This window comes from Streptomyces sp. NPDC056361 (genome assembly GCF_042262805.1).
GTDB lineage: Bacteria > Actinomycetota > Actinomycetes > Streptomycetales > Streptomycetaceae > Streptomyces.
This window is the reverse complement of record NZ_JBHJQI010000095.1, coordinates 12,608-31,462: the sequence shown is the minus strand read 5'-3', so window position 1 is coordinate 31,462 and position 18,855 is coordinate 12,608. Positions and strand designations below refer to the sequence as shown.

24 protein-coding genes and 1 tRNA gene are annotated in these 18,855 nt (G+C 69.7%); 8 read left to right on the top strand and 17 right to left on the bottom strand.

The features are described from left to right. Positions 1 to 30 precede the first annotated feature (30 nt). The 3 genes from ACFCY7_RS26940 to ACFCY7_RS26930 form a co-directional block, all read right to left on the bottom strand. Positions 31 to 747, bottom strand: a complete 717-nt coding sequence (locus tag ACFCY7_RS26940) for an NDP-sugar synthase (protein ID WP_376488640.1) — start codon at positions 745 to 747, stop codon at positions 31 to 33. Between the two features lie 189 nt (positions 748 to 936). After that, positions 937 to 1,347, bottom strand: coding sequence for a hypothetical protein (locus tag ACFCY7_RS26935; RefSeq protein ID WP_376488639.1), 411 nt, complete (start codon positions 1,345 to 1,347; stop codon positions 937 to 939). Positions 1,348 to 1,602: 255 nt separating this feature from the next. Further along, entirely contained in the window at positions 1,603 to 2,700 is a 1,098-nt protein-coding gene (locus ACFCY7_RS26930; protein ID WP_376488638.1) for an ABC transporter ATP-binding protein, read from the bottom strand. 181 nt (positions 2,701 to 2,881) lie between these two features. Between ACFCY7_RS26930 and ACFCY7_RS26925 the strand changes: the two genes are divergently transcribed. Next, positions 2,882 to 2,958 (top strand) — tRNA-Thr (locus tag ACFCY7_RS26925). A gap of 68 nt (positions 2,959 to 3,026) precedes the next feature. Here ACFCY7_RS26925 and ACFCY7_RS26920 read toward each other — a convergent pair. From ACFCY7_RS26920 to ACFCY7_RS26865, 12 genes are all read right to left on the bottom strand, one after another. Continuing rightward, positions 3,027 to 4,172: a tyrosine-type recombinase/integrase gene (locus ACFCY7_RS26920; RefSeq protein ID WP_376488637.1), complete on the bottom strand. Its 1,146-nt coding sequence runs from the start codon at positions 4,170 to 4,172 to the stop codon at positions 3,027 to 3,029. Beyond that, entirely contained in the window at positions 4,172 to 4,375 is a 204-nt protein-coding gene (locus ACFCY7_RS26915) for an excisionase family DNA-binding protein (protein WP_376488636.1), read from the bottom strand. Before ACFCY7_RS26915 ends, ACFCY7_RS26920 begins: the two co-directional genes overlap by 1 nt. A 2-nt stretch (positions 4,376 to 4,377) precedes the next feature. Then, on the bottom strand, positions 4,378 to 5,781 hold the full coding sequence (gene repSA, locus ACFCY7_RS26910) for a replication initiator protein RepSA (protein ID WP_376488635.1): 1,404 nt from the start codon (positions 5,779 to 5,781) through the stop codon (positions 4,378 to 4,380). Beyond that, on the bottom strand, positions 5,778 to 5,990 hold the full coding sequence (locus ACFCY7_RS26905) for a hypothetical protein (protein WP_376488634.1): 213 nt from the start codon (positions 5,988 to 5,990) through the stop codon (positions 5,778 to 5,780). Before ACFCY7_RS26905 ends, repSA begins: the two co-directional genes overlap by 4 nt. Further along, entirely contained in the window at positions 5,990 to 6,175 is a 186-nt protein-coding gene (locus tag ACFCY7_RS26900) for a hypothetical protein (RefSeq protein ID WP_376488633.1), read from the bottom strand. Before ACFCY7_RS26900 ends, ACFCY7_RS26905 begins: the two co-directional genes overlap by 1 nt. A gap of 91 nt (positions 6,176 to 6,266) precedes the next feature. Beyond that, entirely contained in the window at positions 6,267 to 6,818 is a 552-nt protein-coding gene (locus tag ACFCY7_RS26895) for a GGDEF domain-containing protein (RefSeq protein ID WP_376488632.1), read from the bottom strand. A 5-nt stretch (positions 6,819 to 6,823) separates the two neighbouring features. Beyond that, a complete protein-coding gene (locus ACFCY7_RS26890) occupies positions 6,824 to 7,144 on the bottom strand; it encodes a SpdD-like protein (protein WP_376488631.1) in 321 nt (106 codons plus the stop codon). Positions 7,145 to 7,155: 11 nt separating this feature from the next. Then, positions 7,156 to 7,311 (bottom strand): hypothetical protein, encoded by a 156-nt coding sequence (locus ACFCY7_RS26885; protein ID WP_376488630.1) that lies wholly within the window; start codon positions 7,309 to 7,311, stop codon positions 7,156 to 7,158. Between the two features lie 17 nt (positions 7,312 to 7,328). Next, a complete protein-coding gene (locus ACFCY7_RS26880) occupies positions 7,329 to 7,517 on the bottom strand; it encodes a mobile element transfer protein (protein WP_376488629.1) in 189 nt (62 codons plus the stop codon). A 19-nt stretch (positions 7,518 to 7,536) separates the two neighbouring features. Further along, entirely contained in the window at positions 7,537 to 8,235 is a 699-nt protein-coding gene (locus ACFCY7_RS26875) for a DUF2637 domain-containing protein (protein WP_376488628.1), read from the bottom strand. 81 nt (positions 8,236 to 8,316) lie between these two features. Then, on the bottom strand, positions 8,317 to 9,666 hold the full coding sequence (locus ACFCY7_RS26870; RefSeq protein WP_376488627.1) for an FtsK/SpoIIIE domain-containing protein: 1,350 nt from the start codon (positions 9,664 to 9,666) through the stop codon (positions 8,317 to 8,319). Between the two features lie 2 nt (positions 9,667 to 9,668). Further along, positions 9,669 to 10,001 (bottom strand): hypothetical protein, encoded by a 333-nt coding sequence (locus ACFCY7_RS26865; protein ID WP_376488626.1) that lies wholly within the window; start codon positions 9,999 to 10,001, stop codon positions 9,669 to 9,671. Positions 10,002 to 10,156: 155 nt separating this feature from the next. Between ACFCY7_RS26865 and ACFCY7_RS26860 the strand changes: the two genes are divergently transcribed. The 3 genes from ACFCY7_RS26860 (at position 10,157) to ACFCY7_RS26850 (ending at position 12,107) form a co-directional block, all read left to right on the top strand. Further along, a complete protein-coding gene (locus tag ACFCY7_RS26860; protein WP_376488625.1) occupies positions 10,157 to 10,951 on the top strand; it encodes a GntR family transcriptional regulator in 795 nt (264 codons plus the stop codon). Further along, complete coding sequence (locus tag ACFCY7_RS26855) at positions 10,948 to 11,628, top strand: YdcF family protein (protein WP_376488624.1); 681 nt, start codon at positions 10,948 to 10,950, stop codon at positions 11,626 to 11,628. Before ACFCY7_RS26860 ends, ACFCY7_RS26855 begins: the two co-directional genes overlap by 4 nt. 140 nt (positions 11,629 to 11,768) lie before the next feature. Then, positions 11,769 to 12,107, top strand: a complete 339-nt coding sequence (locus tag ACFCY7_RS26850; protein WP_376488623.1) for a hypothetical protein — start codon at positions 11,769 to 11,771, stop codon at positions 12,105 to 12,107. Between the two features lie 492 nt (positions 12,108 to 12,599). Here the strand turns inward: ACFCY7_RS26850 and ACFCY7_RS26845 are convergent, their stop codons facing one another. Together ACFCY7_RS26845 and ACFCY7_RS26840 are read right to left on the bottom strand one after the other, a co-directional pair. After that, positions 12,600 to 12,995: a hypothetical protein gene (locus ACFCY7_RS26845; RefSeq protein WP_376488622.1), complete on the bottom strand. Its 396-nt coding sequence runs from the start codon at positions 12,993 to 12,995 to the stop codon at positions 12,600 to 12,602. Continuing rightward, on the bottom strand, positions 12,995 to 13,603 hold the full coding sequence (locus tag ACFCY7_RS26840) for a hypothetical protein (RefSeq protein ID WP_376488621.1): 609 nt from the start codon (positions 13,601 to 13,603) through the stop codon (positions 12,995 to 12,997). Before ACFCY7_RS26840 ends, ACFCY7_RS26845 begins: the two co-directional genes overlap by 1 nt. 977 nt (positions 13,604 to 14,580) lie before the next feature. On the opposite strand from ACFCY7_RS26840, the gene ACFCY7_RS26835 reads away from it, so the two are divergent. From ACFCY7_RS26835 to ACFCY7_RS26820, 4 genes are all read left to right on the top strand, one after another. Next, positions 14,581 to 14,817 (top strand): hypothetical protein, encoded by a 237-nt coding sequence (locus ACFCY7_RS26835; RefSeq protein WP_376488620.1) that lies wholly within the window; start codon positions 14,581 to 14,583, stop codon positions 14,815 to 14,817. Next, a complete protein-coding gene (locus tag ACFCY7_RS26830; protein ID WP_376488619.1) occupies positions 14,814 to 15,866 on the top strand; it encodes a radical SAM protein in 1,053 nt (350 codons plus the stop codon). The genes ACFCY7_RS26835 and ACFCY7_RS26830 overlap by 4 nt, the downstream gene beginning before the upstream one ends. A 374-nt stretch (positions 15,867 to 16,240) precedes the next feature. Beyond that, positions 16,241 to 16,414 carry a hypothetical protein gene (locus ACFCY7_RS26825; RefSeq protein WP_376488618.1) on the top strand — a complete coding sequence of 58 codons (174 nt, stop codon included), beginning with the start codon at positions 16,241 to 16,243 and terminating at the stop codon, positions 16,412 to 16,414. A 174-nt stretch (positions 16,415 to 16,588) separates the two neighbouring features. Continuing rightward, a complete protein-coding gene (locus tag ACFCY7_RS26820) occupies positions 16,589 to 18,793 on the top strand; it encodes a restriction endonuclease (protein ID WP_376488617.1) in 2,205 nt (734 codons plus the stop codon). Positions 18,794 to 18,855 lie beyond the last annotated feature (62 nt).

Sequence of the window (18,855 nt, the reverse complement as noted above, 5' to 3'; positions counted from 1 at the left end):
GTGCCGCCCTTTCCCGTACCCGAACGGCCGTCAGGCGCGCTGCGAGGCCAGCTCCTTCGCCGCCTCGGTGAGGTCCTTGGCGGTGTCGATGGCCCTCCAGTACGCCCCGTGGGGCAGCGGGTAGCCCGCCAGACGGCGCTCCCGCGCGAGACGGGGGAAGGTGGTCCGCTCGTGGTCCCCGAGGTCCGGGAGGAGCTCCGTGAAGGCCGCGGAGAAGACGTACACGCCGGCGTTGATCAGGTACGGCGACGGCGGCGCCTCGATGAAGTCGGTGACGTGTCCGAAGTCGTCGGTCTCCACGACGCCCCACGGCATCCGCGGACGGGCCAGGGCCAGCGTCGCTTCGGCACCCCGCTCCGCGTGGAAATCGGCCATCTCGCGCAGCGAGAAACGGGTCCAGATGTCGCCGTTGGTCGCGTACCACGGCTCGTCCGGCGCGGGCAGGTGCGCGGCGGCGTACTTCAGGCCGCCACCGCGGCCCAGCGGCTCGGTCTCCACGACCGTCGTCACCTTGAGGGGGAGGTCGGCGCCCTCCAGCCACTCCTGGAGCACTTCCGCGAGATGGCCGCAGGACACGACGACGTCCGTCACGCCCTCGGCGGCCAGCCAGGAAAGCTGATGGCCGATGATCGGGGTCCCGGTGCCCGGGATCTCGACCATCGGCTTGGGGCGGTCGTCGGTGTACGGGCGGAGCCGCGAGCCCTGGCCGCCCGCCAGGACCACGGCCTGCGTCGGAGAGGTGTGCATACGGGGAACCATAGGCGCCCCGTACGAACCAGGCCCTTCAGCGCGCGGAATCCGGCCCGAAGGGCGGCCCGCCCGCACGCGTACGGCCGGTGGGCGTCACGCGCGGGCGCGGGTCCGGCGGCCGGTTGGGGGTCCGGCGGCCGGTCCGCTCGCGGCTGCGGGGCCCGTGGGTGTCCGGCGCGGGGGTGCTCAGCCGGCGCGCATGACGCCGGTCGCGTACGAGGTGTCGCAGACCGGGCGGGAGAAGGACTGGGCGCGGGAGGGGCCGTAGTGCTCGACGGCGGCGCGGCCGAGGGCGCGGGCGATCGAGAAGCAGTGCTTCGCGAGCGACGGCCGGTTCTCCACCTCGCGCTGGAGGTGGGTGAGGGCCGTGCCCGGGTCCTTCTCCTGAAGTTCCGCGAGGAGCTGGTCGCGCAGAATGTCCTGCGGGGCACGGGACTTGGCCCGGACGGAGACCCCCGAGGAGGACGCCGTCAGCTGGGTTCCGGAGTCCTGGCCCGCCCACGGAACCGCGGACACCGCGAGCGTGCCCGAGAGCACCAGGACGACGGGCAGGACAAGGGCGAGAGAGCGGCCGATTCGGCGGGCAGTGTGGGTCACGGAGGCGAGCGTAGCGGCCGGTAGTGATATGGCGACATTTAGTCACTCTCGCGAGGGATGGTTCGAGGCGTCTTTTCGAATCCCGTGTTGACGCGACGACCCGGCGCCGGCCCCGAATGCCGGGGTTTTCCGGGGTACGCCCGTTGTGGACCCGCCGCGCCCGCTTAAACGGACGGCCCCGCATCTGCAGCAGATGCGGGGCCGTCCGGCAGCACGTGAGCGCTCGGGGTGCCCGGGCGCTCAGGGGCGGGTGTCTCAGTCGCTGAGGCGGGCGCCCGTCGAGGTCGAGAACACGTGCAGCTCGGCGGCGCGCGGCACGACGTGCAGCGTGGTGCCCTTGGCCGGGACGTCACGGCCGCCGACGCGGACGACCAGGTCCTTGTCCTCGCCGCCGACGCGGGTGGAGCCGTACACGAAGCCGTCCGAGCCGAGCTCCTCGACGACGTTGACGGTGACGGCCAGGCCGTCCTTGCCCGTCGGGCCCTGCACGTCGAAGTGCTCCGGGCGGACGCCGACCGTGACCGTGGTGTCGCCGTTGGCGGCCGCGGCCGCGATGGCGTCGCGGGAGACGGGGACGACGCTGTTGCCGAACATCACGCCGCCGTCGGTGATCGGGACCTCGACCAGGTTCATGGCCGGGGAGCCGATGAAGCCGGCGACGAAGAGGTTCGCGGGGCGGTCGTACATGTTGCGCGGGGAGTCGACCTGCTGGAGCAGACCGTCCTTCAGCACGGCGACGCGGTCGCCCATGGTGAGGGCCTCGGTCTGGTCGTGGGTGACGTAGACCGTGGTGATCCCCAGACGGCGCTGGAGGCCCGCGATCTGCGTACGGGTCGACACGCGGAGCTTCGCGTCGAGGTTCGACAGCGGCTCGTCCATGAGGAAGACCTGCGGCTCACGCACGATCGCGCGACCCATGGCCACACGCTGGCGCTGGCCACCGGAGAGCGCCTTCGGCTTCCGGTCCAGGTACTCGGTCAGGTCGAGGATCTTCGCGGCCTCCTCGACCTTCGCGCGGATCTCCGACTTGTTCACGCCGGCGATCTTGAGCGCGAAGCCCATGTTGTCCGCGACGGTCATGTGCGGGTACAGCGCGTAGTTCTGGAACACCATCGCGATGTCCCGGTCCTTCGGCGGCAGGTGCGTGACGTCGCGGTCACCGATGCGGATCGCACCCGCGTTGACGTCCTCGAGGCCCGCGAGCATGCGGAGCGACGTCGACTTGCCGCAGCCCGACGGCCCCACCAGCACGAGGAACTCGCCATCGGCGATCTCGATGTCCAGCTGGTCGACGGACGGCTTGGTCGCGCCCGGGTACACCCGAGTCGCCTTGTCGAAAGTGACGGAAGCCATGGTGATGTGTCCCTTCACCGGCAGGAACGTGCCGGACGATCCGAGTAAAGGAAGGATTGAGGTCTAGTCCACCCAGGTGAACTCCCAGTGACGCTACCTCCCCCCGCCCGATCTGTCAGCCCTCCCCCACCCCCGTATTCCCCACCCCCCTCCCTCCCCCGTTCGTTACACTGCACTCGCTGCCTCCTTAGCTCAGCTGGCCAGAGCACCGCTCTTGTAAAGCGGGGGTCGTCGGTTCGAACCCGACAGGGGGCTCCACGCAAAGGGCCAGCGCAGGGGCAAGATTCCCCGGCGCTGGCCCTTTCGCATGATCACGGCCGTGCCACCTACGTGCCAGAAGGCGGCGGACCGCCCTCTCCACGGGCCTGGCGGATCATCTCCCCGAGCTTCCCCGCGATGTGCTGATCACGGTCGCTCGTCATGTGCTGGTAGATCAGCGCGGCCCGGGTCGTGCTGTGCCCCATCCGCGTCATGAGCTCGCGGGTGCTGGCCCCGGCGCTGGAGGCCAGGGTGTTCCCGGTGTGGCGCAGATCGTGGAAGTGCACGTCCCCGGAGAGGCCGGCAGTGGCGCGCGCAGCGGTCCAGTCGTCCCGGAAGTTGCTCCGCCGGAGGAGGCCGCCGCGGGGACCCTGGAAGAGGTGACCGTCCTGTCCCGCCCCGGCGAAGTGCTCCAGGTGGTGAGCGAGCTCGGGGACGAGTTCGGCAGGGAAGGCGACCGGCCGGGTGCCGGCGGCGGACTTCGGTGCCTTGTCGGCCAGCTTGCCGTTCTGCAACTCGGACTGGGCGCGGCGGACCAGGACCACGGAGCGGGTCAGGTCGAGGTCCCGGCGACGGAGCGAGGCCAGCTCGCCGAACCGAAGCGTGGTGAAGGCGGCCAGAAGGACCAGTACCCGGTGGCGAGGCTGGATGGCGGCGGCCACGGCGTACACCTCGGCCACGGTGAGGATGGGACGTTCGGGGACGTCGTAGCGGTCGGCGCCCTTGATGCGGCACGGGTTGCGGCGGATCAGCTCGTCGTCCACGGCCGTGTTCAGGATCGCCCGGAGTAGTTGGTACGCCTTGACGACCGTCGGTTCTCCCACGCCTTCCTCCAGGAGAGCGGTCCGCCAGGCTCGTACGCGAGGCGTGGTGATGGCGGCGAGCGTCCCGGCGCCGAAGGTCGGCTTGATGTGCAGCCGGATCACGCCCTCATTTCGCTCCCGGGAGCGGTCCTCCAGTTTGCGGTGCTTCAACCAGTCGTCGGAGTACGACCCAAAGGCGACCTTGCCCGCGTCGGGGGCCTGATAGGTGCCCCGGATGATCTCCGCCTCGATGGTGGTGAGCCAGACGAGGGCGTCGGTCTTGGCGTCGAAGGTGTGTGGCGCGGACTTGGTCTCGCCCGAGAGGGGGTCGCGGTAGCGAGCCTGCCAGCGGCCGGACGCGAGTTGCCGCACAGTGCCGAACCGGCGGCGCTGGCCCTTGCGGTTCGCCATCAGGCCACCTTCCCGTAGCGGCGCTCGATGGGCTGCACAGTGTGGGATTCGATGTATGCCACGACGGCGGGCTCCGGGATGCGGACGTGCCGACCGACCTTGACGAACGTGATGCGCCGTTCCTCGATCAGCCGTCGGGGGAACCGGACGGTCGTGCCGAGGAGTTCGGCGACCTGGTCGACGGTGAGCAGACGGGCGGACATGGTCACCACTCCTCTTCGGTGGACGCTTCGAGCTGGGCGCGGAGTTCGCGGGCGTGTTCGCGGTTGTGCTGGATGTCGCGGCGGATGCTGGCGGCGAGCCAGGACTCACCGGGGGTGGCGCCGTGGCCTGCGTAGGCCCAGTGGGCGACGACGAGGAGGGTGGATTCCGGGTGTTCGTCGGGGTCGGGCAGGCCGAGGGCAGTGCGCTGCTGCGCGGCGCGGTAGTCGGCGCGGACCTGGCGTAAGGCGCCGAGAGTGGTGGAGTAGGCGCGGGATTTGGTGGAGAAGTGGCCGCGGAAGCCGAGCATGTGAGCCCAGGCCCTCAGTCGCCGCTCCGGGTAGGCGGCATCGAGGTCCATGCACGCTTCCATCAGGCGCCGGGGGTGGTCGGGGACGTCGAGGAGGATCAGCGCTTCCTTGTTGCCGACGCGGTGGTCGACGGAGCCGGTCGTCTCGGCGGCCTTGGTGGCGTACTTGGCGACGTAGGCGGCCACGGCCTGTTCGGTCAGTTCCTCGCCCTGGCCGAAGGCGCCGATGGGCTGGACGTCGAGCTGGGCGCCCCACTTCAGGACCCAGTCGTTGACGAAGCCGTACTCCTCATTGGCGGGGACGACGACGCGGACGCGGGTGGCGGCGGCGTGGATGGCGTCGGTGAGGAGGTCGAGGGTGGCCCAGGCCGGGGGCGGGGTGTCGGGCCCGTTGGGGCCATCGAAGCGGATGACGGCGTGGAAGTGGACGGCGCCGCGCTTTTGGTATTCGGCGACCTTGCCGAAGGAGACGCGGGACTGTTCGCGGGCGGCTTTCTGGGTGAGGCCGGCGCGGGCGGCGATCTCGCGGCGGAGGTAGATCGTGAAGTACCGCCACAGCTCGGAGGCGTGGTTATTCCACAGCACCGCGGCCGCGTAGTCGTACGCGTATGGGTCGAGCGGGGTGCCGAGTTCGGGCGCGTCCTCGACATGCCGGGTGCCACACCGGCAGGGGCGGTCGCCGGGCCGGTTGTGGACCGGGCCGAAGGACGGGGCGGTGAGGGTGGCGAAGACGCGGGGGTGGTCGCGGATGGTTTCGGGGGTGCCCTTGTCGGGGTTGCCGATGAGTCCGGCGCGGATGAGGTGGTAGGTGTCTCCGGCGTAGGTCCAGGCGCAGGAGGGGCAGCGGGAGGCCCGCCGGTTGCCGCACGCAACCCGGAGGACCCCGCCGGGTTCGGCGTCGGTGTTGTAGGCGTGCAGGACGGTGCGGGTGGCGGGGTCGAGGGTTTTGGTGCCGCCGGTGAGGCGGATGGGGGCGGTGCAGCCGCCGGTGCGGCGGAGTTGTTCGGTGAGGCGGTCGAAGCCGGGGGACCCGGCCATCCGGAGCAGGTCGCTCAGGGTGGCCGGGTCCAGGCCCGCCGCGGTGGCGGGGTCGGTCACCAGCGCCGCCTTCCCCTGGGGGTGCTGGCGTCGCTGCTCGTGGGGCCGCTCAGGTTCCGACCGCGAGCCCTTTCCGGCTCGGGGCGCAGGAAGTCGTGGGTTTCGTGTGCCTCCCTGACCCGGCGGAGCTCGGCGCCCATTTGCTTGCCGCGATCGATGTCTTCCTGCATGTCGTGGTCGTCGGACTCACGCTTGCTGAAGTAACCCATCAGGCCGACACCTCCGCCGGGGAGACGGGGGACGTGGAGCGGGTGCCGGTGCCCTTGCAGGCGGGGCAGGCGGCGGCGAGGGTGCGGCGGCGGCCGTCGGGGGTGAGGGTGCCGGTGGTGATGTGGACGACGGGGAAGCCGTCGCAGTGGGAGCAGACGCGCACTGTCGGGGTCTGGGGCATCATGAGGTTTCCCTTTCGGGTCCGGTGGATCTGGAGGGTGTTGAGGCGCCCGGGGCGGCGGAAGTTTGGCGACCGAGGCCGTCCCGGGGGCCGCTCAGCGTGTGTTGTTGCGCCTGCCGTGGCCCTTCGCCGCGTACATCGCCGCGTCGGCGGCCGAGAGTGCGTCGGTGAGCAGCGGGACCGGGAGTTGGTCGCGGTGGCAATGGCCGACGGAGGCGGAGACCCGCAGGGTGCGGCGGTGGTGCGTGACCGGCTCGGCCAGCGCGGTGCGGAGGGCGAAGAGGCCCGGGGTGTGGGTGGGGTCGGTGACGATGGCGGCGAACTCGTCCCCGCCGAGGCGGGCGGCGATCCCGTGGCGTCCGCACCACTCGCTCAGCCGGCGAGCGGTTTCGGCGAGGACGGAGTCTCCGGCGGCGTGGCCGTGGGTGTCGTTGATGGCCTTGAAGTCGTCCAGGTCGACCAGGACCACGAGGGCATCCGGGTGCTTGCTGATGAGGTGTTCGGCGCGGGTGGTCCATCCGGCGCGGGTGTGCAGTCCGGTGAGGGGGTCGCGGCGGGCGGTGGCCAGGCGGCGCCAGAGCAGTCCGCCGTGCAGGGCCCAGCCCAGGGCCGGTAAGCCCGCGGCGGCGAGGGTCTGGGTGTCCATGGGGGTCACCGGCCCTTCTGCATGTCGCGGACGAGCAGCCGCAGGACAACCGCGATCAGGGCGACCGAGACGCCGGTGATGGCGACTGCGAGGAGCATCGAGACCAGGACGGCGCCGACGACCAGGACGACCGCGCCACCGCCGGCGGCGAGGGCGAGCGCGCTGCCCGGCGTGAGCTGAACCGAGGTACGGCCCGGGGCGACCGGCACCGGGGTGGAGGCCGATGCGGGCGTGGCCGGCTCGATTTCGGCCGAGGGGGTGGGCTGGACAGGCGGGGTGACGTTGCCGGTCGGGAGCGGGTTGACCGGGACGCGCGGTCGGAGCATGAGGGTTCTCCCTACTTGGTGATCGGGTCGATGAGCGGGGCGAACAGGCTGTCGGCGAGGAGGTAGCCGCCGAGGAGGATCACGGCGACGAGCCACCAGGGCGGGCGGATGAGCTTGATACCGAGGCCGCCGACGACGACCAGGGCGAGCCAGAGCGGGACGTCCACGAGACGGGCTCCTTCGATCAGCGGGGCTGGCAGCGGTGGGTGCGGGCGGCGAGTTCGGCGGCGGCGCGGGTGTTGTAGTCGGCGGAGAAGTCGCAGCCGGGGGCCGTGCACACGGCGGTGTGCTTGGTCCGGCCCCGGCCGTCGCGGTGGGTGCCGACCTGCACCGGCCCGATACGGATCACGTCGTAGAAGCGGTTCGGACGCACGGTCTTGCCTCCTTCCAGATCAGGCGAGTTGGAGTGCGATGGAGTCCGCGAGAGCGGGAGGCAGGCCGTGGCGGGTGCGGAGGGTTTCCGCGTCGATCGGTGCACCGGTCCGGGCCCGATGGGCGTCCGCGATCTTCTGGGCATGCGCCAGGAGCGCGGGCGGCACCGGGACGGCGGGCGCCGAGAGGGCAGGCTCGGGCTCGGGTTGTTCTTCTTGTGAGGCGGGTTCCGGCGAGGGCTCCTGGGCGGCGGGTTCGGCCGGCGGGAGCTCGGGCGCGGGTTCCGGGGTGCGCTCGATGACGAGGTCGACCGCGGGTTCGGGCTCCGACACAGGAGCGGGGGCGGGTTCGGATGTGGGGTGGGGTGCGTGGGCGAGGAGGGTGCCGCCGAGGAAGGCGAGGGCGGGCCATCCGGCGACGAGGATGCGCAGCCAGTCGGGGACGTGGTTCATGTCGAGGAGTCCGGCGGTGGCGACGTTGGCGCCGAGTGACGCGATGAGGGCGATGGCGAACCACAACCAGGCATCGCGGTTGGCGCTGTCGGCGCGCATCCGGCGCCAGGCGGCGACCAGGAGCAGGTCGACGGAGACCGGGTAGGCCCACGCCTTCCATCCGTCCTGACCGGCTGCGGCCGCCAGGTCGTGCAGGTGGGCGAAGGACAGGGCCCCGGCGATGACGGCCTGGATGAGTACGGCGTCGAGGCGGAGGGTGCGGAACATGAGGGTCACCTCCTTTCGGGCATGGGGGAGGTAGGGACCTGGCGTGAGACGGTCACGCCAACCGCGGTGCGGAGGGGGGCGCTAGGCGGTGGCCGGGCTCGGCTTCACCAGCGGAACCGACTCCGGAGCAGCACTGCTGGCCGGGAGGGCCGGGCGGAAGGTCGCGAGGGCGGGAAGGTCCGGGGTCAGGTGCGCGTACTCGGCGCAGATCGCGGCCGCGTCGTGGGCGGTGAGGGTGGGGGTGCGGATGCGGGACCAGCCGCCGGAGGTGTCACCGGCGATCGCGACACCGGGCCGGTCCGGCGGGATCGTCAGCACGGTGACCACGGCGTCCGGGGCGATGTCGCCGACACCCATCTCGGCTGTCTGCTTGTCGTTGACCCGGTGGACGGTCCGGCCGGTGAGCTGGGCGCGCAGGGCGGTGGCGCCCTTGCCGAGGTCGGAGCCGAACCGCTGTCCGCAGACCTCCAGGAAGATGCCGGCAGCGCGGGCCATCTGGCCGAGGCGGATGAGCTGGGTGACCATCCGGTCCCGTCGTTCCTCGTCCTTCTTCGTCGCGACGAGGAACAGCTCCGCGACCTCGTCGACCAGGACCACCACCGGGGCCGGCCGGATGTCGTCGGGCAGGGCCCAGATGTCACCCACGCCGTGTTCGCTGAGCAGGTCGAAGCGCTGTTCCATCTCCCCGACCAGCCCGTCGAGCAGGCCGTCCGCCTCCTCCGGGGTGATCGCCAGGGCCGAGAGGCGGGGCGCGTAGCCGCGCTGTTCCACCCCACGCTTGCAGTCGATGCCCACCAGGGCCACCGGAAGCCGGGCGAGCCCGGCGATCAGGTTGCGCTGGTACATCGACTTACCCGACTGGTTCGCGCCGAGGGTCAGCGCGTGCGGGACCTTGAGGTAGTCCCGGACGAACGCGGTCCCGTCCTCCCGCAGAGCGACCGGCACGGTCATCGGCCCGGACGGGCTCCGGCGGGGCATCCGCACCTTCCGCAGGACGTCCCAGCCGGTCATCCGGAGTTCCACGAACCCGGGCTTGGTCTCGATGACGTTGACCGAGTGGACGCCCCAGGCGTGCCGCAGCCGCTCCGAGGCCGCCTTCACGTCGGCGGGCTCCAGTCCGGCCGGAAGCCGCAGCGTGACCCGCAGGCCGGTCGAGGTGACCCGGACGCGGCGGACCTTCGGCGGCACGGGCTGGACGTCGGGGCGGCGGGCGATGTTGCGGACCATGAACGCCCGCAGGCGGGACGGCTGCACCGTCAGCCCGCACACGTCCATCGTCGATCGGTAGTTCAGCGCGAACCGCGTGGTCGTCACCGGCAGACCCACCAGGGACCAAAAGACACCCGGCGCGCGGACCTTCGCGTATCCGAGACCACCGACGGCCCCGGCGAGCGGGAGGCCGACCTCCCATAAGGTCGCCACGTCCGTCATGGTCAGGCCCCCATCGGGGTGACCGCGACGGCGCGGAACGAGATGCCGTGCCGGGTCTGGCCGTTGAACGTGTTCTCCCAGTCGCGCGCCTTGAGGCCGATGACCGACACCGGGATACCCGGGGCCAGGCCCTCGGGGAGGCCGGTCTCCGGGACGGTCACCTGGTAGAGGTTGCCCTCTCCCTCGTCGGAGATCAGCAGGCCCACCGTGGACAGCCCGGCACCGGTCTCCCGGTCCATGGCCCGCTCACCGGTCTGCTTGCTCACAAGCTTCGGCGTGGGAGCGGTCGCGACGAACACGACGGCGGTAGAAAGGTCGATCTTGAAGGACGGCATCAGCACTCCCTACGTTGTTGGGCAGCCCAAATAGGAACTGCCAGCCCTCGCTGTCCTAGGACTGCGAGCGACTGAGTAGATAGTGGCCCGCTGTCCTAGGACTGTCAACAGTCCTAGGACTGTGTTTGACTTGTTCTCGTTGAGAGGGGTACGAGATGGCGCCCAAATGGCGGGAGCTGGCAGACAAGCTGGCTGAGGAGATCAGGAGGGGTGACTACGCGCCGGGGCAGCGTTTGCCGCAGATCAGGGACCAGGTCGACGCTGGCAAAGGCTCCAAGGCCACGGTCAATGCCGCCTACAAGGCGCTGGAGGCGGAAGGCCTGGTCACCTCAACGCGCGGCCACGGGACTGTCGTACGCCAGCAAGTTCCTCTCAAGCGACTCGGCATCGCCCGTTACGACAAGGCCAAGTGGCGAGACGGGGACGAAGTCGCGTTCATCGCGGACCGGGTCGCCTCAGGCCGGGCGTACCGCCGCAACGAGCAGACCCAGACGGTCAGCCTCGTCGAAGCCCCGCCCGCTGTGGCTGCTGCCCATGGCCTGGAGACGGGAGCCCCGGTCTACGCACGGGCCCGGCTGGTCAAGGAAGGCGATCAGCCGACGCACACGCTGACCAGCTACTACCGCCCCGAGCACGTTGAGGGCACACGCTTGGTCGATCCCACCCCCGGTCCGGCCGGCCGAGGCGGTGGCTACCGCGTGTTGTACGACGCGGGATACGAGATCGACCACATGAAAGAGGCACTCTTCGCCCGCACACCCACGGCGGACGAAGTGAAGCTCCTTCAACTGCCGCCCGGCGAAGCCGTGGTCGAGCTGCACCGGACGACGTACACGGCCGACGGCACCGTGGTCGAGTTCGCCATCGGCATCCATGCCGCCTCCCGGTTTGCGTGGGAGTACGACTTCAAGGTCCCCGACTCCGCAAAGGACAGGGGAGCTCAGCAGTGATCTCCACGCAGGACTGGACCGACACCCAACGCCTCTGGGACTACCACCAGATGGGCCACACTCCCCGGCCCTGCTCGGTGGCGATCGGACTCGGCAGCCACGACCTGGGTGTGGCGGACGCCGCAGTAGACCTGTACAGGCGCGGCATGGCCCCACTGCTCGTGTTCACCGGGGCGACCAGCCCGACCACACGCGAACGCATGCCCCGCGGCGAGGCCGTGCACTACCAGGAGCGGGCGATCGAACTGGGCGTTCCCGCCTCAGCGGTGATGGTGGAGCCGCGTGCCCGGAACACTGGCGAGAACATCCGCTTCTCCCGGGACCTCCTGGCCGAGGCCGGCATCACCGTGTCCTCTGTCCTGCTGATCAGCAAGCCGTATGAGGAGCGACGGTCGTACGCCACGGCACGGAAGCTGTGGCCGGAAGTCGAGATCGTCAGCGCCTCGAGCCCGATGACGCTCCGGGACTACGTCGACTCCATCGGAGACGCCCGCTTGGTCATCGACATGCTCGTGGGCGCCCTGCAGCGTCTGCTGGTCTACCCGGAGCAGGGCTTCATGATCAGCCAGCAGGTGCCCGCCGACGTGCTCGACGCGTACGACCGTCTGTCCCAGGGCGGATACATAAGCCGCTTGCTGCGAGATGACGAGGGCGAGGTCCTCAAGCCCACCGTCTAGGGGCTGTGCGGTCCATCATGGCTGTCTGGCGGTCCGGACAGACCCGTGCCGCGTGCAACTCTGTGTCGTGACCTGACCTGCGACAGTCGGCAGCCGCACGAACTTGCCCGCCCGGCCGGAGCGCCATGCATAGTGTGCGCATGGATCGATTCGTGGGTCAGGCGAGCCTGGAATGGTGGGCCAATCACGCGACGTGCCTTGAGAAGTACGCCATCGATGTCACCAACACCGTCCACACGGCTGGTATGTGGCAGGCAACCGGTCGGCATGCTCATGTCCTCGACACGGCCCAGCGGGAGGGCTGGGACTTCTTGATGGAGATGGACCCCTACTTCTCCGTTGTGTTTCCCGGCGAGGACAGCAGCGGGATCTTCGTGAGAGTCCTCGAGGCAGAGGATGGAACTCTCACGCTCATGGAGGTGCCGAAGGGCGGATGGTCCGATGAACAACACCCTGACCTCCCTGAGCTCAACCCTTAGCTGGAGCAGTTGTTACAAGTTTCTCTACCTCATCAAGGCACCCGCCGCGCACAGCGCGGCGCGCGCGGCCCGTCGCCCGGGCCTGCGCTCCTGTCTACGCCCCGCTCCAGCCCGGGCGCCGTCCGCACGCCTGACGGCTTGGGTTGATGGGCGACGAACCACGAAGCGGCCGAGGCAGTCCGCGAGTGCGGCTCAAGACGATGCCTCCGGCGGGGGCGCTCCGACTCCGGGATGGAGGGGGCTCCGTGCGCGGGTGCCGGCTGGTGGGGTGTGGCGGTGGGAACTCCCATCCCGTCTGCCGTCGACCCAGGCAGAGCCGAGCAGACACGGCACCGGGCGTCCAGGTCGTTCGTACAGTGGCGCGCTCCACCTGGACGCCCGGCACCGCGCCTGCTCCACGGAGTGTGGGTCGACGGCAGACGGGATGGGAGTTGGGGTGAGTGGTGGGCAAGGTCGACCGTCAGATCACTGCGGCAGGACCAGGCGCCAGGTCTAAACTTCTGAATTCAGCAGTATCCGTCGCACTGCGGACGCGTACTCTTGCAGATTGTCGAATTCTACGACCAAATTTCGTCCGAAAGCCTGATGGATGTTGGTGCCAGATTTGGCAATCAGGCCGACCTTGGCGTTGAGGGCTTGAGCTAGACCCAGTTCGTAATAGCAACTCGGCCGTTCGAGTGAGAGATCTGCGAGCACCAGCGCCGCCCGCTTGATCTCGTTAACGACCCTGGGGAGGTCGAATTCTTTCCCCACCTCGGGTAGGCCTCGATCCAGCGGAAAGTGGACCGACAGGTTGAATTCATCTGCCACGCTACTCAGGTTGACCCGCTTTGCTCGATAGCTACCGTCGGACGAGACGGGCATGATTGAGTAGATGTAGCGATCCATTACTTGCTCTTCTTTTCGGTTTGTTCCGACTTGCTGAACGGTGATGGATTGTCCGTTACGTCACTCCAGCTCAGCGTGGAGAAGACTAGCACGGAGAGGAAAATTAGGGCAAAGAATGCACCAAAGGCGCGGGGAATGAATCGCTCTGCGCTCGAAGACCGCAGGCCGCGCACGAATCCATTCGATGAAGAAGATTGCAGCGCCTGCACCCGAGCCAACTCTCGCCATTCCCTATCGAAGCAATTGAAGGACTTGGCCGCAGATGGACCGCTGGGGCCCTCGAATGTCACCAGTGGTGCCATATCGTTGAGTACTTCAAACTTTGCCGTGTTGAGCGCCTTGAAGTCGTCAATCTGCTTCAGCCAGTAAAAGCACATGAAGCATGCGACGGCGCTAAGGACCAAGATTCCGATAATCCCTGCCAGTAGGAAAGTGTCGTGCGAAGAAGCCCACCCAAGAATCACTCCGATTGCCAACAAGCTAGCTGTTAAGACTGAGTAGTTCCAGCGGTTCATGGCCAGCCGCCGCTCAGTAACCCTTTCTGCCGACTCGTAGTAGAGGCGGTACTCCTCAAACGACACCGGGGGCTGGCTTGGGGGCGAAGTCATGTACACACCTCATCGAGTAAGCAGCAGCTTGATGAGCGGAAGGCTATAGGCGCTCCAGGACAGCTGCGCCCCTGTTGCCAAAGATCGCATGGCTGACCGGTACTCGGAGCTCCTGGCGGCGACCGGTACCGTCCTCGACTCCGTCGGCGCGGATGGGGCGGGCTGGATGGTGCAGAAGACGTCGAGGGTAGGTAGTGGTGGAGCCGGTTGTCCTAGCCCTGAGTGCTGTGGACGACACCCGCTCGGCTACGAGACGGACGAACATGAGGCGTTGTGCACGACAGCGACTGACTCTGCAAGGCGTCGATGGGGCGGCGCTGACTGGCTCGGCGCGGCCTCGGGCGGGGTGTACGTCGACGGCTTCACCGGCGTGCCACATCCGTGCCAGATGGGGAGGGGAACCACGGGGAACGAGGGTTGTTGTCGGAGCCCATGCACGGGGTTAGCACGCCCCCCAACCGTGCAGGTCAGGCACAGAGCTGTCCTCCCTCTCTTGTAAAGCGGGGGTCGTCGGTTCGAACCCGACAGGGGGCTCAACGCGAAGGGCCAGCGCAGGGGCATGTTTCCCCCGGCGCTGGCCCTTCCGCATGTGGCCCATCCGCGTCATGAGCTCGCGCGTGCTGGTTCCGGCGCTGGAAGCGAGGGTGTTTCCGGTGTGACGGCAGGCTGGAGCAGGTATCACCCAGGCGCCGCCCGTGAGTGGACAGTAAGGCCCCTGGTGGGCCTCGGAGGAGGTCTGACCTCGGGTGATACGTGCGGGGTAACCCTCGACACCTGTGGCCGGGGCGAGTCGTGCTCCGTCCGGCGGTCACCTGCACGGACCAGCATTCCGCGCGGTTCGGATGCGCGGCCCGGACGATGGTGGGTGGCCCTCCTCTGCGGCATGGCTCTTCGGAGGAGTGGCGTCCGGCCCCGGTCCGGCCGCTGCTTCACGACCGGTGGCGCCCGAGACTCCGAACTTCCGAAGAGAGAAGACCATGGCCAAGAACGGACTTGTTTTCGGCTTCCGTACAGAGGACCTCGCCCTCGACGGCGACGGGCGGGTCAGGATCCTGGATCCGCAGGTCGCCCGGGCGGTGGCAGCCGCCTTGAGGTCGCGGCCGGACGACGACAACGACGACGAGGAAGGCCGACTGGCCGCCAACAACTGCCACGGTGGCAACTGTGCCGCAGGGTGTGGCAGCGGGCCGGTGATGAAGGAGGAGAAGGGATGACCGGCGCCGCCGGCGAGGTATCCGCCTTCGACAAGGAGTTCACCACCTCCTTCCGCAACGATCGCCTCCATCTGATCCTGCTGCCGACTGAGCAGTGCAACTTCCGCTGCACGTACTGCTACGAGGATTTCGCTATCGGACGCATGGCGCCCGAGGTCGTCAGCGGCATCAAGAACCTCATCGATCGGCGTGCCCCCGAACTGCGGCGGCTCCAGCTGTCGTGGTTCGGTGGGGAGCCGATGCTGGGTCGCCGGATCATCGAGGATGTGGCTGCCCACGCGCGTCGGGCGCAGGAGCGGTACGAAGGTCTCTCGTACGAGAGCGACATGACGACCAACGGCTACATGCTGGACGGCGGGACTGCCGAGCGCCTGGCCGGTCTCGGCATCCGGGCCTATCAGATCTCCCTGGACGGGCCCGACGAGTACCACGACCGGACCCGCGTGCGCGCCGACGGCAAGGAGACGTTCCAGCAGATCTGGAGCAACCTCCTGTCGGTCCGTGAGTGCTCCGCCCAGGTGCGGATGCTGCTGCGGATCCATCTGACTCCGGAGAACCTGCCGGTGATGCCGGAGTTCCTCACCCGGATCCGGGACACATTCCTCGACGACTCGCGATTCTCGGTGTTCCTGAAGCGTGTGGTGCGCCTCGGCGGACCCAACGACGAGACCATGGGCGTGCTCGAATCCGACGACCCAAGGATCGCCGATCTGAAGAAACTGCTGGTCAAGGGCGGTTCCTCCGAGCGGCTGTTCGCTCCGGAGGAGGTCTGCTACGCAGCCCGGGCCAACTCGCTGCTGGTACGGGCGGACGGCCGGCTGGGCAAGTGCACGGTGGCCCTGTCGGACCCTGCCAACACCATCGGACGGCTCCTGCCCGACGGCTCACTCGAGGTCGACAACCCGCGGCTCCGCCCATGGCTGCAGGGCTGGGAGTCCCGCGACCCGGAGCTCAACGCCTGCCCGTACACGGCTTTCACCCGTGAGCGTGAGCCGCAACCGCTGCTCCAGATCACGAGGCGACCGCTCGCGGCGGTAGCGTCCGAGTGACCGGTGGATGCACCGACACCACAGCTCGAATATCGGGGTCGTCGGTCCGAACCCGACAGGGGGCTCCATGCGAAGGGCCGGCGCCGGGGTACGTCTCCCCGGCGCCGGTCCTTTTGCATGATCGCGGCCGTGGGCCGGCTGCACTGCCGCCGCTCTGATCGTGACCAGGAGGTTCAGATTGACCGGCCTCGGGGGTGGCGTCATGGTCGCCGCCCTCCTCGGTGGTCTGGTGGTCGTCGCCCCGCCTACGCCCCGGACCTGACCGTGGGCTCCTGCGAGGGCGGCGTCCTGGCCACCGCCACCGACTGGACCCCCGCCCCGGTCCGTGACGTCACCGGCTTCGACATCGAGCGCCGAGCGGTGGGGACGACCACGTGGTCGGTCGTTCTGCACAAGGCGTTCGACCCCCGCGTCTCGACCCGGCCAAGGTCTCCGTCTGCGCCCCGCAGGCCGCCGACGGAATCGCGTACGAGTACCGGGCCCGCACCTACGACGAGGCCGGGAACCACTCGCCGTCGAGCGAGAGTCGAGCGAGAGCCGTGCTGTGACGCTGCCGCTCGGCTGACGTGGGTCCCTGGCCGGGGCACGGACGTGGGTCCCCGGCCGGGGCACGGCGGCGGAGTTGCTCAGCCGTTCCCGTGCCCCGGCCCGCCGCGGTCCGTGACACTTGGGTGTCACGGGGGTGTACCGGTGGCGTGGGTCGTGTGTGGGAGGGGTGTCTGATGAGTCGGCGTTCCGGTGGGCTGATCGGGGTATGGGCCGAGCAGCAGCGGGTGGCGCAGAGACAGCGGGAGGGGCAGCACCAGGCGGTGCTCCGGCAGCAGCGGGACGCCGAGCGGACGCAGCGGTCGTACGAGCGGGACGTCGCCCGCATGCAGCGGGAGCAGCGGGCCGCCTATCGACAGCAGCGGGACGCCGATGCGCTGCGGCGTACGCAGGAGCTCGATCAGAGGGTGGCTCTGCTCGGGTCGCTGCTCGCAGCGGGCTGTCGGGAGCCCGCCTTCAGCGTGGAGTCGCTGCGGCGTGAGGAGGACGTCGCGCCGTTCGCGCCCGGGCCGTTGGGGGAGCCCGTCGCCATGCCGAACCAGCGGTTCTACCAGCCGCAGGGGGCCTGGACCGCGTCCGGCCGTGTCCAGGCCGAGCAGGACGCGCGGGCCAGGTTCGAGCAGGACTGGTACGCGGCGCAGGCCGCCGAGGCGCGGCGGGTGGAGCAGCTGGCGGCGTACCGGAGCGCGTACGACGACTGGGCGGCCGCCCGCCGTGCCGAGATACGTGCCCACAACGGTGGGGTCGACGGGACCGTCGCGGCCCTGCGGGGCGGGGAGGCCGACACCGTCGTCGAGTACTTCACCGCCGTGCTCTTCGCGTCGACCGCTTGGCCCGAGGGGTTCCCCCGGGAGGTGTCGGCCGCCTACGACCGGTCCGGCCGCGGGCTCGTCCTCGACTGGGACCTGCCCGGGTACGACGTCGTTCCCGAGGCCAAGGGCGTCAAGTACCTGCCGAGCACCGACCAGGAGAAGGAGGTCCCGCGGCCGGTGACGCAGCGGCGGGCGCTGTACCGGGACGTGCTGGCGCAGAGCGTGCTGCTCGCGGTGTGGGAGCTGTTCGCGTCGGACCGGTTCGGTGCGCTCGACCAGGTGGCGCTGAACGGGTACGTCGGCGGGGTCGATCCCGCCACCGGGCTCGCCTCGCGCGTGTGCGTGGCGTCGGTCGCGGTGGAGCGGTCGGTGTTCGACCGGCTGAATCTGGAGCTGGTGGGGGCCGTCGAGTGTCTGACCGGCGCTCTGGCCGGGCGGCTTTCGGCCAAGCCGGAGGAACGGGTGCCAGTGGAACCGCTGTTGGCACCCGACCAGGTGGGTTCCGATGTCGTGGTGCAGGGGGACGGGGAGGAGCCCGATCTGCTCGCCATGGATCCGATCGCCTTCGAGGGTCTGGTGGCCGAGCTGTTCCGGGCTCGGGGGCTCCAGGCCGTGACCACGCAGCGGTCGGGTGACGGCGGGGTCGACGTCAGGGCGCTCGACCCCGACCCGATCAGCGGCGGGTCGATCGTGGTGCAGGTCAAGCGCTACCGGAATACGGTGCCGCCGAGCGCGGTGCGGGATCTCTTCGGGACCGTGCAGGACGCCGGGGCCAACAAGGGGGTCCTCGTGACCACTTCGAAGTTCGGGCCCGGCTCGTACACCTTCGCCAACGGCAAGCCCCTCACCCTCATATCCGGCACCGAGCTCGTCGATCTGCTCCACCAGCACGGGCTTCGGGGGAGGTTGGGGTCGGGGGCACCGGGGGCACCGGGAGTGGCCCCTGGGGCCTCTGGGGTGTCAGGGAGTGCTGGGGCGACCGGGACGACCGGGACGACCGGGACGACTGGGGCGTCCGGGGCCGCCGGCGCCCGTACTGCCGTTCTCGCTGCGACGCCGGCCTCGGCCTCCGTCGAGGCCGACGACGACTTCAACCTGCTCGGGATGGTGTGGTCCGGGTCCGTCGCCCTCGACGTGTGCGCGCTGGTCTGCGCCGGCAACCGGGTCCTCGGCGACGAGTGGTTCGTCTTCTTCAACAACCCGGCCACGCCCGACCGTTCGGTGTCCATGGTGGCCGCCGCGCCGGGCGACCGGGCCGCCGTGCGCGTCGGCTTCGGCGCGCTGCCCGAGCGGGCCGACCGCCTCGTGCTCGTCGCCGCGGTCGACCCCGAGGTCAATCCGGACGCGGACCTCGGCGGGTTCACCGAGGCCGGCATCCGGCTGCGGGACGACTCCGGGGTCGAGCTCGACCGGCTCGTCGTCTCGGACGGGCGCCCCGGCGAGACCGCTCTCGTCCTCGGCTCGTTCCGGCGGCGCGCCGGCGGCGACTGGGACTTCGTCGTCGGGGGCAAGGGGTACCGGGGCGGCCTTGAGGAGCTCGTGGGGGACTTCGGTATCGAGGTGGAGTGAGTCGGTCAGGGCGGGCGGGGGGCCGCGGTGGGTGGAGCGTCCCCCCGGCCAGGGAGCGCCCG

Excerpts from the sequence above, each read along its gene's own strand:
- ACFCY7_RS26940 (WP_376488640.1), bottom strand. The coding sequence starts at position 747 with ATGCACACCTCTCCGACGCAGGCCGTGGTCCTGGCGGGCGGCCAGGGC.
- ACFCY7_RS26930 (WP_376488638.1), bottom strand. The coding sequence starts at position 2,700 with ATGGCTTCCGTCACTTTCGACAAGGCGACTCGGGTGTACCCGGGCGCG.
- ACFCY7_RS26920 (WP_376488637.1), bottom strand. The coding sequence starts at position 4,172 with ATGGCGAACCGCAAGGGCCAGCGCCGCCGGTTCGGCACTGTGCGGCAA.
- ACFCY7_RS26915 (WP_376488636.1), bottom strand. The coding sequence starts at position 4,375 with ATGTCCGCCCGTCTGCTCACCGTCGACCAGGTCGCCGAACTCCTCGGC.
- ACFCY7_RS26905 (WP_376488634.1), bottom strand. The coding sequence starts at position 5,990 with ATGGGTTACTTCAGCAAGCGTGAGTCCGACGACCACGACATGCAGGAA.
- ACFCY7_RS26900 (WP_376488633.1), bottom strand. The coding sequence starts at position 6,175 with ATGATGCCCCAGACCCCGACAGTGCGCGTCTGCTCCCACTGCGACGGC.
- ACFCY7_RS26895 (WP_376488632.1), bottom strand. The coding sequence starts at position 6,818 with ATGGACACCCAGACCCTCGCCGCCGCGGGCTTACCGGCCCTGGGCTGG.
- ACFCY7_RS26890 (WP_376488631.1), bottom strand. The coding sequence starts at position 7,144 with ATGCTCCGACCGCGCGTCCCGGTCAACCCGCTCCCGACCGGCAACGTC.
- ACFCY7_RS26875 (WP_376488628.1), bottom strand. The coding sequence starts at position 8,235 with ATGTTCCGCACCCTCCGCCTCGACGCCGTACTCATCCAGGCCGTCATC.
- ACFCY7_RS26870 (WP_376488627.1), bottom strand. The coding sequence starts at position 9,666 with ATGACGGACGTGGCGACCTTATGGGAGGTCGGCCTCCCGCTCGCCGGG.
- ACFCY7_RS26865 (WP_376488626.1), bottom strand. The coding sequence starts at position 10,001 with ATGCCGTCCTTCAAGATCGACCTTTCTACCGCCGTCGTGTTCGTCGCG.
- ACFCY7_RS26860 (WP_376488625.1), top strand. The coding sequence starts at position 10,157 with ATGGCGCCCAAATGGCGGGAGCTGGCAGACAAGCTGGCTGAGGAGATC.
- ACFCY7_RS26850 (WP_376488623.1), top strand. The coding sequence starts at position 11,769 with ATGGATCGATTCGTGGGTCAGGCGAGCCTGGAATGGTGGGCCAATCAC.
- ACFCY7_RS26845 (WP_376488622.1), bottom strand. The coding sequence starts at position 12,995 with ATGGATCGCTACATCTACTCAATCATGCCCGTCTCGTCCGACGGTAGC.
- ACFCY7_RS26840 (WP_376488621.1), bottom strand. The coding sequence starts at position 13,603 with ATGACTTCGCCCCCAAGCCAGCCCCCGGTGTCGTTTGAGGAGTACCGC.
- ACFCY7_RS26835 (WP_376488620.1), top strand. The coding sequence starts at position 14,581 with ATGGCCAAGAACGGACTTGTTTTCGGCTTCCGTACAGAGGACCTCGCC.
- ACFCY7_RS26830 (WP_376488619.1), top strand. The coding sequence starts at position 14,814 with ATGACCGGCGCCGCCGGCGAGGTATCCGCCTTCGACAAGGAGTTCACC.
- ACFCY7_RS26820 (WP_376488617.1), top strand. The coding sequence starts at position 16,589 with ATGAGTCGGCGTTCCGGTGGGCTGATCGGGGTATGGGCCGAGCAGCAG.